This is a genomic window from Variovorax sp. YR216, assembly GCF_900107745.1.
Classification (GTDB): domain Bacteria; phylum Pseudomonadota; class Gammaproteobacteria; order Burkholderiales; family Burkholderiaceae_C; genus Variovorax.
The window spans coordinates 21,896-35,175 of record NZ_FNRO01000001.1 but is presented as its reverse complement, the minus strand read 5'-3'; the positions used below and the strand labels follow the sequence as shown (position 1 = coordinate 35,175).

Below are 13,280 nucleotides of genomic sequence, written 5' to 3'. Positions count from 1 at the left end.
CATGAAGCTTGGCAAGGTCGTTCTCGGAGCGCTGGCAGTGGCCGTCGTGGCCGGCGCAGCGGGTTGGTTCAGCCTGGACAAGGAAACGCGCGGCCTGCTCGCCACGCTCCCGACCAACCGCGACGTGCTGTTCTGGAGCCAGCCGCAGCGCGATGCGGCGTTCCGCGCGCTCGACCGGCTTCCGATCCTCGCCAAGGCCCGCGTCGTCCCCGCCGGCGGCACGCCCTCGCCCCTGCCGCCCGGTCCGCCGCTGGCGCTGCCCGTGGACCTCGACGCCTACATGGCGCAACAGCGCAGCGCCGCGATCGTCATCCTGCACGACGGCAAGCTGCGGCTGGAGCGCTACGGCCTCGGCTTCGACCGCGAGGGGCGCTGGACCAGCTTCTCGGTCGCGAAGTCCATGACCTCGACGCTGCTCGGCGCTGCCGTGCGCGACGGGCACATCCGCAGCCTCGACGACAAGGTCAGCGAATACATCAAGGAGATGAAGGGCTCGGCGTATGACGACGTCAGCATCCGGCAGTTGCTGACCATGACCTCCGGCGTGCGCTGGAACGAGGACTACGGCGATCCGAATTCGGATGTCGCCCGCTTCAACAACCACCAACCCGAGGAAGGCGTCGATGCACTGGTGAGCTACCTGCGCAAGCTCCCCCGCGCCGCCCCGCCCGGCACCCGGTGGAACTACAGCACCGGCGAAACCAACCTCGTGGGCATCCTGCTGAACCGCGCGACCGGCAAGCCGCTCGCCAGCTACCTCTCGGAAAAGATCTGGATCCCTGCCGGCATGGAACAGCAGGCCACCTGGATCCTCAGCCGCACCGGCCAGGAAATCAGCGGCTGCTGCCTGCAGGCCGCCACACGCGATTTCGCGCGCTTCGGGCAGTTCGTGCTCGGCGGCGCGAAGGTCGGCGGCCAGCCCATCGTGCCGGACGACTGGCTGGCGCAGGCAACGACGCGGCAGGCCGACATCGGGCGGCCGGGCCGCGGCTACGGCTTCCAGTGGTGGACCTACGACGACGGCAGCTTCGCGGCGCGCGGCATCTTCGGCCAGGGCATCTTCATCGACCCGAAGCGCCAGTTGGTGATCGCTTCCAACAGCGACTGGGCCGGAGGCGCCAACAACCGGGCCGACGTCGAGGCGCGGGAGGTGTTCTACAAGGCCGTCCAGAAGGCCATCGACGACGAAGCCGCGGCAAGGGCAAGTCCGGCGGCTCAGTGAGTGCGGTCGTAACGCTTCTTCACGCACAGATGCATCAGGCTTCGTCCGACAAGCGGACGGAGCGCATGGCATCACAACCTTTCTCTGCGAGCTTCCGCAGGATCGGTGGAGTGCGTGATGAGTGTCATGGAAACCTCGACATTGGAGATGCGCCACGGCTATCGGCGCTTTTTCGCCTGGACCGCTGCGCTCTCCCTGCTGCTCATGCTCGCGATGATCACCCTGGAGGTGCGCTTCCCGCAGGGCATCAGGTTCTCTCCCCAATCGTCGGACACCCTGGCGGACGCGCTGGGAACCCGCATGGCAGCGATGGACGTCGATTTCTATGACTTCCAGCTCCTGATCATGGTCGTCGCGCTCGTGTCCTGCGTCGCCTCGATCGTCGGGTTGCTCATCGTGGCCTTCATCGATTCGATCGAGTCGCGCAAGGAGCGTCGCCGGCGCGCCATCGAAGCCCGGCTGCGGCATCCCATCGCCTGGAACGGCCAGGAAAGCGCCCCGGCACGCAAGCCGCCGCGCAACGCAGGACTGCGCGCGTTGCGGAAAACGGTGCACGAACTCGAATAGACCGCGCTCAGCGCAGACCGGCCACGCTGCAGGTCTGCTCCTTCCCACCGGGAATCTGCACGATCGCCTCCGGCCCCTTCTGCCAGAAGAGCGCCTCGCCCTGCTGCGTTGTCGCGGTGTAGCGCGCACCGGATGCGGAACGCGCGATGGTCAGGACCAGGTTGTTGGCGTCCAGCGCCAGCAGCGCGAGCGGCGGCTCCACGTTCACGAAGGTCGCCTTGATGTTCAGGCCGTCCGGGCAGCGCACCGAAGCCGGCCCGAGGCTCACGCCCTGCGTGTCCCCGCTTCGTGCCGCTGCGAAGCGGGTTCTCAGTTCGCCGATCCGCACCATGTAGCTGTCGCGGATGCAGGCCCGCGCGTCACCAGCCTTCCAGCAATCGTTGCGGCCCTTGAACCATCCGCGCTGGTAGGCGATGAGCTCTTTCTTTTCCTTCGCGCCGAGATCGCGCGTGCCCACCGCCAATCGGTAGAGGCGCGCGGTCTCGCGATCGAGCGCCGCGAGCATGTCGTCCTTGCAGACGGCTTCCTCGGCCGCGCCCGACGGCCTGGCGCAACTGAAGCTCGGCGACGCCGCCGCGGCCGGCGGTGCCGCGGGAAGCAGGAGACAGAAACCCATCGCGGCAAGAGCCCAACGGCTGGCGTGCATCCCAGAGTCCTTTCCGGCTTCGCGCCGGCGATCCACAATCGAAGCCCGCACCTGCGGGATCGGCGGGCCATCATATTCGGCGAGGCGGGACTCCATGACACTGACGGTTGCACACAAGCGCGCGGCCTTCCGCGCCCTTCATGAACAGGGTTGCTTCATCCTGCCCAATCCATGGGATGTCGGGAGCGCGCGCTTCCTGCAGAGCCAGGGCTTCAAGGCGCTCGCGACCACCAGCTCGGGCCACGCATGGTCCCAGGGCCGGCGCGACGGCGCGGAGACGCGCGAGGCGGTGCTCGCGCATCTGCGCCAGATGGTCGCCGCGACCGATCTTCCGGTGAACGCCGATTTCGAGAACGGTTTCGCGCGCGATCCGCAAGGCGTGGCGCAAAGCGTGCGCATGGCGATCGACACCGGCGTTGCGGGCCTGTCGATCGAAGACTCCACGGGCGACCCGGCGGCGCCGCTGTTCGAGCTCGATGTCGCCGTGGCGCGGCTGCGCGCAGCGCGCGGCGCGATCGACCAGGAAGGCGGCGACACCCTGCTCGTCGGCCGCGCCGAGAACTTCTTCGCCGGGCGGCCCGATCTCGACGATGCGATCCGGCGGCTCAAGGCCTATGCCGACGCAGGCGCGGATTGCCTCTACGCGCCCGGCATTCGCACACGCGAGCAGATTGCGGCGGTGGTCGCCGCGGTCGCGCCGAAGCCGGTCAATCTGCTGGTCGGTTCGACGAGCGATCTCACCCTCGAGGACATCGAGGCACTCGGCGTGCGGCGCGTGAGCGTCGGCGGCGCGCTTGCGCGTGCGGCATGGGGCGGCTTCATGCGCGCGGCCCGCACGCTGGCCGAAGGCCGGTTCGACGGCTTCGCCGATGCGGCCTCGGGCGCGGAACTCAACGACCTCTTCCGCTGATCCGGACGATGCGTGGGCTCATGGCGCCTGCAGGCGCTTGAGCAGCTCCAGCGTGGGGAAGCCATCGGCGACGAGGCCCGCGCTGCGCTGATAGTTGCGCACCGCGGCGCGGGTCGCCGGGCCGAGCAGGCCGTCGGGCTCGCCGCTCGAATACCCTTGCTGGTTCAGCGCCGTCTGCAGCTCGCGCACCTGGCTTCGCGTGAGTGGCGTCAGGTCGCGCGGCCATGGCGTCTGCACGCCGGGGCCGCCTTCCAGGCGTTGCGAGAGCAGGCTCACCGCAAGCGCGTAGCTGTCCGAGTTGTTGTAGCGCAGGATGGCCCGGTAGTTGGGCCCGACCAGAAACGCCGGCCCGCGCGCGCCGGCCGGCAGCAGGATCGCGCCATCGGCGAACTCGGGCAGCGGCCGTCCGTCCATGGTGCGCACGCCTTCGGCGGCCCACTGGCCACTCGACTGGCGCCGACTCGAATCGGCTCGGCTGTAGTCGAAGCCCGCAGGCAATTGCACTTCGGCGCCCCAGGGCTGCCCGCGCTGCCATCCGGAACTCGCCAGGAAGTTCGCCGTCGACGCCATGACATCGGCCATGCTGCCCCAGATGTCCCGCTTGCCGTCGCCATCGGCGTCGACCGCATAGCGCAGGAAGTTCGATGGCAGGAACTGCGTCTGCCCCATCGCGCCGGCCCACGAGCCGATCATGTGGACGTGATCGATGTCGCCGTTCTCGATGATCCTGAGCGCCGCGCGCAATTCACCGCGCGCCCAGTCGCGACGGCGGCCTTCGTAGGCGAGCGTCGCCAGCGCATCGATCGCCGGCGTGTTGCCGTAGTTGCTGCCGTAATTGCTCTCGATGCCCCAGATCGCCACGATGATGCCCGCCGGCACGCCGTAGCGTGCCGATGCCGCATCCGCGGCCGCGCGGATCTGCGCGAGCTTTTCCTGGCCGGTCGCGACCCGCTGCGCGGACACGGCCGTGTCGAGGTAGTCCCAGACGGGGCGGACGAATTCGGGCTGCGCGCGGTCGAGTTCGATGACGCGCGGCAGGTACTGCACGTTGTCAAAGGCATCGCGCAGTGCTGCTTCGCCGACGCCGGCCGCGCGCATCTCGGCGCGAAAGTCCTGGACCCACTGGGCGAACCCCTGTTCAGAGCCGGGCTGGCCCGTGACCGCTGGCGCCTGCGGCCGCGCCGGCATCGGCTGGACAGGCGCGGCCGGCGCAACGGGCGGCTGCTGGGTGGCGCAACCCGCAAGGGTCGCGATCGCAAGGACGGAGACGGTGCGCCGAGCCTGACTCAGCCATGAGGCGTTGGTTCTCTGCATCCTGCGCATTCTCTCGCGATGCGCGCGCTCCCCATTGCGGATGGCGCCTCCACCGCAACGCGGAGCCGCTCAGGCACCTCGCAACGCGAGTCGCGCGATCACGGCGCGGACAAGCGGATCGATGGACGACGGCGGGAACGGCGACACGCTGCTGACGTTGATCTCGCAGAGCACATAGCGCTCGGCCTGCTGCGCCGTCGGCTCGCCGAACATGAAGTCGCAGTCCCAGAGCAGAGGCAACTGTGCGGGGCTCAATCCGACGCGATCTCGCAGCAGCCCGATCCATTGCGTTTCGAGCAGCCGCTTGAGCACCTGGAATTGCGGCATGCCGGCGTCGTGATAGAGCCTCGGCCCGGGCGACGGCGCCGGTTCCCCCTGTTGCGCCGGATACAGGGCATTGATCGCCTGATGCCCGAAGCCGGTCACACGGTCCTCGACGAGATAGGCCCGCACCATGCCGTCGACCAGTCTCGGCTGCCAGGCTTGGTCGATCATGTGGCCGCCGTTGGCGGACTCGAAGTACGGCGCCACGCGCTGGAGCAATGCCGGAAGCGCGAGTTGCTCTTCCTCGCTGCCGCGTTGCGCATGCCGAACGCGAAGCAGCGACGAGTTCTCGATGCACTCCACCCGCCACACGCCGATGCCGCTGTGCCCCCGATACTGCTTGAGCACTCGCGCTCCGCGCCGAAGTCGATCGGGCAATTCGGCAGCGAGTTGCCCGAGACTGTCCACACGGACGGCATCGCTGCCGAAGGGCAGATCGCGGACGTCGACCAGCACGTCCTTGGTACCCAACCGCAGGATCGTGTCCGGATGGGTACTGACGAGGACGCCCGCCCGCGCCACCTCGCGCAGGATGGCGTCCAGCCGATCCCTCCTTCGACCGCCCTCGACCGGATTGCACCAGACGAGCACCGCGTCGACCCGTCGCAATTGCGCGGCAACCTCATCGGCAAAGTCGTCGTGGTAGACAGCCGGTTGCGCCGCCACCCCTGCAGCCGCAAAGGCAGCGAACAGTGCCGCAAAGCGGCTTTCGGCGGGATCGCTGCGGTCGCGCGCCGCCCGATCGCCCGGATAGAGCAAGGCCACGGACATTTGGCGTGTGGCGAACATGACGTTCATCCTCGCTGCTTTGCTACGACGGGCCGACGCGCCGTGAGCCAGCCGTCGATGCCGCCACCGAGAAAGCGCGCATCGACGCCAGCCGCTCGCAGTCGCATCGCGGTGGAGCGCCCGACCTCATGCCCGTAGACACAGTAGACGACGACCGGCCGTCCGGAAGGTAGGTCATGAACCCATTCGCCAACCGCCTTGGGGTCACGCCACTTCGCGCCCGGTATGAGCGAGTCCGCCTGCTCGAAGACACCCGCGCGCCGAACATCAAGCACGACCGCCCCGAGCAATGAGTCGATATCCGCAACGTAGGGTTCGCTCGCCTCGTGCACGGCCGTCTGGTAGCGCAGATAGACGACAGCCCAGTCGATATTGGCCATGAAGGCATCCATCTGCTCGCGCATGTCGAGCGCGAGGATTGAAACGCCACCTGAACGCACCTCGTCGCCCGTCCACTGGTTTGCGAGTGTGCCTTTCTGCGGGTCGAATTCGAGCAGCATCCAGCCCGAGCGGTGCGCCCTTGCGCTGGCAACGAACGCGTCACGCCAGCCCTCGAAGCTGCCGAAGTTCGCCTCCAGGGCAAGTTTCATCGCGGGTTCCATCGTGATGCCGTCGCCTCCGAGGCTCCCGAAATGAAGCTCGTTCAGCGGAGATACGCGCGCGTCCATGTCGGCTCCCCTGTGTCATGTCTTGATGGCACTCGCAGCTGCGAGTCGTGCGGCCACCCGATCCCAGTTCACGTTCTCGAAGAACGCATCTATGTACTTCGCGGCCGCAGCGCCGTAGTCCATCTGGTACGAGTGCTCGTACATGTCCATCACGAGCACTGGTACGGTCGCCGCCGGCCCGTGTGCGTGGTCTGCCATCCAGTAGTTCTCGAGTTGGCGCGTGTGGAGGTTGAATCCGAGCACGACCCACCCCGATCCCCCTCCGAGGCCCGCACCGATTCGACGGAACTCCCCTTCCCAGTTGTCGAAGCTGCCGAATGCCTGACCGATGGTTTGCCGTTCCTGTGCGCCGGCCTTTCCATTGCCTCCGAGGTTGTCGAAATAGTGCTCGTGAAACACTACCGAGCCCGTGCGCACCAGATGCTCACGCTTGAGGTCGTTGTAGACATAGGGCGGAAGATCCTTTTCGCCCATCGCGTCGGCCAGACGCTTCTTGACGACGACCAGCGCCTTGACCGAGCCACCGTAGTTGTTCTCCCAATGCGACCGAACCAGTCGCTCGGAGAGGCCGTTGAGTTTGCTCGGATCGAACGGCAGCGGCCTCAAGGCGTCGCTGGCCTGGAAAGCAGGCGATGTGATCATGGCGGTCTCCTTGGTTGGATCAGAGGTGTTTGCCGCGCTGACCGCGCTGGCAGCGGTCAGCGCAACGGCGCCGACGGCCGTCGCCGCGATGAACTCGCGGCGTGAAGGAATGGTCTCCAAATGCATGCCGGCTCCTCATGGATTGATGTCACGGGTGGGCGGCCAACGGATACAGCACCAGTCCTGCAAGCGCGGCGACGACAACCACGACGGGCTCCGGCACCTTCTTGAAGCGCCACAGGACACCGACGGTGATCAGTGCCAGGGCGGCCGTGGGGAGATCGGTGATCGACCGCTGGCCGATGACGATCGCCGCTCCAGTGATGGCCCCGATGGCCGCAGCAGTCACGCCGTCGACGAAGGCCACGATGCCGGGGCGCTTGCCGTGCTTCTTGAAGTACGGCGCGGGAAGAATGGTGAATAGGTAGCACGGGATGAAGGTGCCCGCAGCCGCGACCACCGCGCCCCAGAAGCCGGAAACCAGGAAGCCGATGAACCCGGTCGTGATGACGACGGGCCCGGGCGTGATCATCGCGACGGCCACGGCATCGACGAACTGACGGTCCGTGAGCCAGTGGTGCTCCTGGACCACGCCGCCATAGAGGAACGGCACAATCGCCAGGCCGCTTCCGAACACGAAGCTGCCGGCATAGGCGAAGAACGCGCCGAGCTGTCCGAGCTTGTGCCAGTCGAGCGCATCGATCGCGAAGAACGCCGCAAGGGGCGCTGCGATGCTGTTCACCGTACCGCCAGAGAGGAACTTCGGTGGCGCACGCCACAGCCACACCAGGACGCCGGCGCCAAGGAAGATCCACACGATCTCGGACTTGGTGATCACCGTGACCGCTGCGCTCACCAGGAAGATGGCCCACAGCAGCTTGTCCTTGCCGATATTCTTTGTCGTGAGCTTGTAGGCACTCATGGCAATGATCCCGATCACCGCCGCGCCGACGCCGTAGAACACGGCCTGCATCCATCCGATGCCGCCGTAGGCCTTGTAGGCCGCTCCGATCGCGACGACCATTGCGAACGAAGGCAGCACGAACCCCAGGCCGACCAGAGTCGCGCCAACAAAGCGGTAGTGCACGAAGCCCAGATAGATGGCCAGCTGTGCGGCCAGCGGCCCGGGCATCAGTTGCGCCAGGGCCATGCCTTCCTTGTAGTCGCCTTCAGAGATCCAGTGCCGTCTCTCGACGAGATCACGGTACATGTAGCCGACCAGCGCGACGGGCCCACCGAATCCCCAAGTGCCCAAGGCGAGCATGTAGCGCACGAGCTGCCACATCGAATAGCTGGGCTGCGAGGGCTTGATTTCAGTCATTTCGTTCATCTCGGTCATTTCGCTCCCGACTTGTCGTTGCTTGCGTTGTTTCGCTGGACTTCGCGCTGGAAGTGCGCATAGATCGAATCGAGTACCGTGCTCATGTCGGCCAGCAGTGCGTCGTCATCTGCCAGACGCTCGCGCGCACCCGCCATCACGGCTTCGAAACCCTTCGCTTCGGGCACCGGTTCGCCGCCGACGTCCAGCGCGTGGACCATGGAACCGAGTCGCACGAGTGCCGGATCGGCATCCAGGCCAAAACTTGCCAGCAGCGTTTCGAAGGTGACCCGATCGCCCACGTGCGTGAAGGCTGCGCCGTCGAAGTCGAAGCCGAGTGCGCGCTTCGGGCAGTCCGACGGCTTGGCCAGCCACTGGAATCGGGCGTCCCGGTCGATGAAGCGGCGGATCAGCCAGGCGCTTGCAACACGATCGACCCACAAGCGGCGACGCGTGGCCCACAGACGGCCCTGGTAGTCCCCAATGTCGAGCCGCGGAATGCCGCCTTCCGTCTCGTGCGGTTCGTCGGGTGAAAGCAGCGACTCGATGCGCTTGTTGAAGTCGTTCCATGCAGCCTCTGCCTCTGCGCTCGCATCGCCCGGGAAGAAGTCGATCGCTCGCGCGGCATCGAACTCACGCTGGAGCTTGCGCTGCAGGCGTGCGAGCTCCTGCGGCCCCATCGCTGCGAGGCCGCCGTTCGCTTCCTTCCAGGTCTTGCGCAGTTGCACGTAGTCGTCACTGCGATCGAACAAATGGCGGTAGGCCACGGCGTCCTCGTCGGACCGAGGCAATACGGACATCAGCCAGGCGCTGCCGCCTTCGCGCAGGCATTCGTCGCCGAGCTCCTGCAAGGCCTGCTCGTGCTCAGGGCGCGTGGGAAGCAGATGCGCACCGTCGCGCAAAGCTGCGCACCCGAGTGCCTTGAGTCCCCGCCAGACCCGCATGCGCGCCGTCGCGCTCGAGGTCGGCAACGAGACGATCAGCAATAACCACGAAAGGCCCGTTGTATTCATGTAGATAATCCTACATCGATGTAGAGTCTATGACATCAAATTAACCCTGACGCTGGATCGACTCCAATGAGCAATCTGCCCGCAGTTCGCGGCGCCCTTCTCGCGCTGCTTGCAGCGACGCTCTTCGGCGTCAGCACGCCGTTCGTCCAGCGTGCCGGCGCCGGGCTCGGGCCGTTCTCGACCGCAGCACTGCTCTATGCCGGCGCGGCCATCATCGGTGCGCTGCTGCGCCAGCCGGTCGAACGCGAGGCAGCCGTGCAACGCAGCGATCTGGGCCGCCTTGCACTCATGGCGCTCTTCGGCGCCGGCATCGGGCCGGTGGCGCTCGCCTGGGGCCTGCAGCACACGAGCGGCACCAGCGCGTCCCTCATGCTGGCACTCGAAGCCCTGTTCACCGCGCTGCTCGCCCGGCTGCTGTACCGCGAGGTGATGGATCGCCGCGTGTGGATGGCGATGCTCCTGCTGCTCGCCGGCGGCATTTCGCTCGTGCTCGATCGAGGGTTGACCGGCGGAATGCAGGGGCTCGGCCTGCTCGCGGTGCTCGGCGCCACAGCGGCCTGGGGCGTCGACAACACGCTGTCACGCCCGCTGGCAGAACGCGATCCCGGGCAAGTGGTGTTCGGCAAATCGCTGATGGGCGCCACGATCACAGCCACGCTCGCCATCGTGGCCGGCGAGCCGATGCCGGGCTGGCCTGCTGCGCTCGGACTGCTCGCGATCGGCGCGAGCGGCTACGGCCTGAGCCTGCGGCTCTATCTGCTCGCCCAGCGCGCGTTCGGCGCTGCGCGCACCGGCTCGGTCTTCGCGTTCGCCCCCTTCATCGGCGCCGTTGGCGCCATCGCACTCGGCGACCGGTCTCTGAGCACCGGCATGGCCATCGGCGGCGCGCTGATGCTCGCGGGCGTCGTGCTTCACCTGGCCGAGTCGCACGGTCACGAACACGATCACCTCGAACTCGAGCACGAACATGCGCACTCGCATGACGACGGGCATCACACGCACACACACGACCCGATGCCCTCAGGCCCGCACAGCCACCCGCATCGCCACGAGCCGCTGCGGCATTCGCACGCGCATGTGCCGGATGCACATCACACGCACGAGCATTCATAGGACGCACTTACCAAAGGCGCGCGACCGGCAGCACGACGCCAGTGAACAGCATCGTCGCCGCGGGCCGGGGCCGAAACGAACGTGCGACGCCCACGTCGAAAGTCAGCCGCCTGGTCGGACTGAAAGTGAGCGCCGCAAGAAGCTGCACGCCGTTGTCGGCGCCATTGCGGTGGGTGCCCGAGACTTCCCCGGTCAGCTCCCACGGCCCTGACCACAAGGTCGAAAACGCGGCGGAGGCGCCGATCTGCGTGTGCGAGCTGCCGGGATCGGCCTGGCCCAGTTGCGTCGCGTTGAGGTTGGCGTCCATGTGCACCGGTCCGAGGTTGCGGCTGAAGATGGCGTTGATCGTGTAGTCGGTCTTGCCGCTGCCGATCACGTCGTTGGCACTCGGCAGCTTGACGTCGAACTCCATGCCGAACGCGGTTGCATCGTCCACGACCCACGCCCGCTTCAAAGTCAGGACGGTGTCGCCCACGCCTTGCGACTGGCCGATATCGCCATGCTGCGAGACATAGGCCTCTCCGCCGACGAGCACGCCCCACTTGTCGTCGAAGGCCAGCTTCAACAGGTAAGGCGCGCTGTTGCGCAGCGACTGGCTGTCGCTCCTGCGCTGGCCGCCGAGTTCGAGTTCGAGCTGGCCCGGTGCCGGCAGCTGCGCGGGGCTCGAGACGGAGGGGCGATAAGGGGTGATGGGCGGACCGCCGTCGTCGTCTGCGGCGTGCGCAACTGTGCAGAAGACCAGCGCGGCCAGTGCCAGTCGAGTCGGGAGGTGATGAAGTCTGGCTTGCACGCTGAGGACCGTTGACCTTCGAGTTTGACCGCCGATTGTGTACTCCCCGGCTGCCGGCGGCGCCGACTCGACACAGGGGAAGGCGAGTCCTATAGTCGCTTTCCTCCTGGGCCGCGACAGCTCCCCGGAAGATGCCGCTGCGGCTGCCAGTGGCACAGGAGATCTCGACAGTGCAAATCCACAACGAAGGAGACGCAATGAAAAAGTCGATTCTCATGGTCGCAGGCACCCTGCTCGCCGCCCTCCTCGCCGCCGCGCCGGCCATGGCCCAGAAGAAAACTCTGGCCGTCGTCGTGAAGGGCCTGGACAACCCCTTCTTCACGGTGCTCGGCGATGGCTGCGCGCTCTGGAACAAGGAGAACGCGAGTTCCGAATACACCTGCCTCTACACCGGCCCCGCCTCCAGCGCCGACGAAGCCGGCGAAGTCCAGATCGTCGAGGACCTCATCAACAAGGGTGTCGCAGGCATCGCGATCTCGCCGTCGAACGCACCGGCCATGGCGACGATGCTCAAGGCAAAGAACCCGAAGATGCCGATCATGACGATCGACGCCGACCTCGCGGCATCGGATCGAGCCCTGCGCAAGACCTACCTCGGCACCAACAACTACGACATGGGCGTGCTGATGGCCAAGCACCTGAAGGCGCTCAATCCAAAGGGCGGCACGGTGTGCATGCAGCTCGGCAACGTCGCGGCCGACAACATCAATGCGCGCGCGGCGGGCTTCCGCGACACCGTCAGCGGCAAGAAAGGCATCGACCGGCTGAAGGGCGAAGGCGGCTGGACCGAGATCGCCGGCTGCCCGCTCTTCACCAATGACCAGATCGACCTCGCGAACCAGCAGATGTCCGATGTGTTCACCAAGAACCCGACGCTCAATGCCTTCATCCTGGTGGGCGGCTGGGCGCAGTTCGGCCCGCAGGCCTATGCGCAGGTGACCGACCAGGTGATGCCCAAGCTCAAGTCCAAGGAGCTGATCATCATCGCGGGCGACACGCTGCCGCCACAGCTCGATGCGCTCAAGGCTGGCCGCAGCCATGCGCAGATCGGCCAGCGCCCGTTCGAGATGGGTCACCGCGCGCCGGTGGTGCTGATCGACCTGATCAACGGCAAGCAGGTCGCGGACCCGCTCTACACGGGCCTCGACGAATGCGTGCCGACCAACCTGGACAAGTGCCCGGCGAAGTGACCGGCCAATCGACTGGCGAGGCCACGGCGCCATCCGTGCTGGAGCTCTCGCGGATCTCCAAGCATTTCGGTGCGATCCAGGCGCTGAACGATGTGTCGCTGTCGCTCCGGGCCGGCGAGGTCGTCGGCCTGATGGGCGACAACGGGGCCGGCAAGTCGACACTGGTGAAGATCGTCGCGGGCAACTATCCGCCGAGCGACGGAACGGTGCGCATGGAAGGCCGCCAGGTCTTCTTCCACAAGCCCGCCGACGCGCGCGGCGAAGGCATCGAGATCGTCTACCAGGACCTGGCCCTGTGCGACAACCTCACGGCCGCAGAGAACGTGTATCTCGGCCGCGAGCTGACGTTCCGCGTGGGCCCGTTCAAGATGCTGAATTACCGCGCGATGTTCCTGCGCGCCGGCGAGCTCTTCGCCGAGCTGAAGTCGGAGACGAGGCCGCGCGACCTTGTTCGCCGCATGTCCGGTGGCCAACGGCAGGCGGTGGCGATCGCGCGAACCCGCCTCGCAGACCCGCGCATCGTGCTGATGGACGAACCGACCGCCGCGATCAGCGTGCGGCAGATCGCCGAGGTGCTGAGCCTGATCCGGCGCCTGCGCGATCACGGCATTGCGGTGGTGCTGATCAGCCACCGCATGCCCGACGTCTTCGCGGTCGCCGACCGCATCGTGGTGCTGCGCCGCGGCGCGAAGGTGGCCGACAAGCCGATTGCGCAGAGCTCGCCCGAAGAAGTGACCGGCCTCATCACCGGCGCAATTGAATCTGCCTAGGGAA

The 13,280-nt window shown here is 66.8% G+C and carries 14 protein-coding genes; 6 read left to right on the top strand and 8 right to left on the bottom strand.

Annotation, left to right across the window (positions count from 1 at the left end; all coding sequences use genetic code 11):
* The first annotated feature begins 1 nt into the window (after position 1).
* Both BLW05_RS00160 and BLW05_RS00155 read left to right on the top strand, forming a co-directional pair.
* Positions 2-1,222, top strand: a complete 1,221-nt coding sequence (locus BLW05_RS00160; RefSeq protein ID WP_093158200.1) for a serine hydrolase domain-containing protein — start codon at positions 2-4, stop codon at positions 1,220-1,222.
* Between the two features lie 117 nt (positions 1,223-1,339).
* Entirely contained in the window at positions 1,340-1,789 is a 450-nt protein-coding gene (locus BLW05_RS00155; RefSeq protein WP_143044749.1) for a hypothetical protein, read from the top strand.
* Positions 1,790-1,796: 7 nt separating this feature from the next.
* On the opposite strand, the gene BLW05_RS00150 is transcribed toward BLW05_RS00155, so the two are convergent.
* A complete protein-coding gene (locus BLW05_RS00150; RefSeq protein WP_256329925.1) occupies positions 1,797-2,435 on the bottom strand; it encodes an MliC family protein in 639 nt (212 codons plus the stop codon).
* Positions 2,436-2,529: 94 nt separating this feature from the next.
* Between BLW05_RS00150 and BLW05_RS00145 the strand changes: the two genes are divergently transcribed.
* The gene (locus BLW05_RS00145) at positions 2,530-3,345 is read left to right on the top strand and encodes an isocitrate lyase/PEP mutase family protein (RefSeq protein WP_093158195.1); all 816 of its coding nucleotides are present in this window, start codon (positions 2,530-2,532) and stop codon (positions 3,343-3,345) included.
* Positions 3,346-3,363: 18 nt separating this feature from the next.
* Here BLW05_RS00145 and BLW05_RS00140 read toward each other — a convergent pair whose 3' ends face one another.
* From BLW05_RS00140 to BLW05_RS00115, 6 genes are all read right to left on the bottom strand, one after another.
* On the bottom strand, positions 3,364-4,659 hold the full coding sequence (locus tag BLW05_RS00140) for a lytic murein transglycosylase (protein ID WP_093158193.1): 1,296 nt from the start codon (positions 4,657-4,659) through the stop codon (positions 3,364-3,366).
* A 69-nt stretch (positions 4,660-4,728) separates the two neighbouring features.
* A complete protein-coding gene (locus tag BLW05_RS00135) occupies positions 4,729-5,772 on the bottom strand; it encodes a Cj0069 family protein (RefSeq protein ID WP_093160300.1) in 1,044 nt (347 codons plus the stop codon).
* 5 nt (positions 5,773-5,777) lie between these two features.
* The gene (locus BLW05_RS00130) at positions 5,778-6,440 is read right to left on the bottom strand and encodes a rhodanese-like domain-containing protein (protein ID WP_093158190.1); all 663 of its coding nucleotides are present in this window, start codon (positions 6,438-6,440) and stop codon (positions 5,778-5,780) included.
* Between the two features lie 15 nt (positions 6,441-6,455).
* Complete coding sequence (locus BLW05_RS00125) at positions 6,456-7,082, bottom strand: superoxide dismutase (RefSeq protein WP_177142557.1); 627 nt, start codon at positions 7,080-7,082, stop codon at positions 6,456-6,458.
* Positions 7,083-7,230: 148 nt separating this feature from the next.
* Positions 7,231-8,403 (bottom strand): chromate transporter, encoded by a 1,173-nt coding sequence (locus BLW05_RS00120; RefSeq protein WP_371126903.1) that lies wholly within the window; start codon positions 8,401-8,403, stop codon positions 7,231-7,233.
* Positions 8,404-8,417: 14 nt separating this feature from the next.
* Positions 8,418-9,413, bottom strand: coding sequence for a chromate resistance protein ChrB domain-containing protein (locus BLW05_RS00115; protein ID WP_143044747.1), 996 nt, complete (start codon positions 9,411-9,413; stop codon positions 8,418-8,420).
* A 66-nt stretch (positions 9,414-9,479) separates the two neighbouring features.
* On the opposite strand from BLW05_RS00115, the gene BLW05_RS00110 reads away from it, so the two are divergent.
* Positions 9,480-10,526, top strand: a complete 1,047-nt coding sequence (locus BLW05_RS00110) for a DMT family transporter (RefSeq protein ID WP_093158182.1) — start codon at positions 9,480-9,482, stop codon at positions 10,524-10,526.
* Between the two features lie 7 nt (positions 10,527-10,533).
* Here BLW05_RS00110 and BLW05_RS00105 read toward each other — a convergent pair whose 3' ends face one another.
* Complete coding sequence (locus tag BLW05_RS00105) at positions 10,534-11,316, bottom strand: transporter (RefSeq protein ID WP_256329923.1); 783 nt, start codon at positions 11,314-11,316, stop codon at positions 10,534-10,536.
* Between the two features lie 197 nt (positions 11,317-11,513).
* Between BLW05_RS00105 and BLW05_RS00100 the strand changes: the two genes are divergently transcribed.
* Entirely contained in the window at positions 11,514-12,506 is a 993-nt protein-coding gene (locus BLW05_RS00100) for a substrate-binding domain-containing protein (RefSeq protein ID WP_093158180.1), read from the top strand.
* On the top strand, positions 12,503-13,276 hold the full coding sequence (locus BLW05_RS00095; protein ID WP_256329921.1) for an ATP-binding cassette domain-containing protein: 774 nt from the start codon (positions 12,503-12,505) through the stop codon (positions 13,274-13,276). The genes BLW05_RS00100 and BLW05_RS00095 overlap by 4 nt, the downstream gene beginning before the upstream one ends.
* Positions 13,277-13,280: the final 4 nt, after the last annotated feature.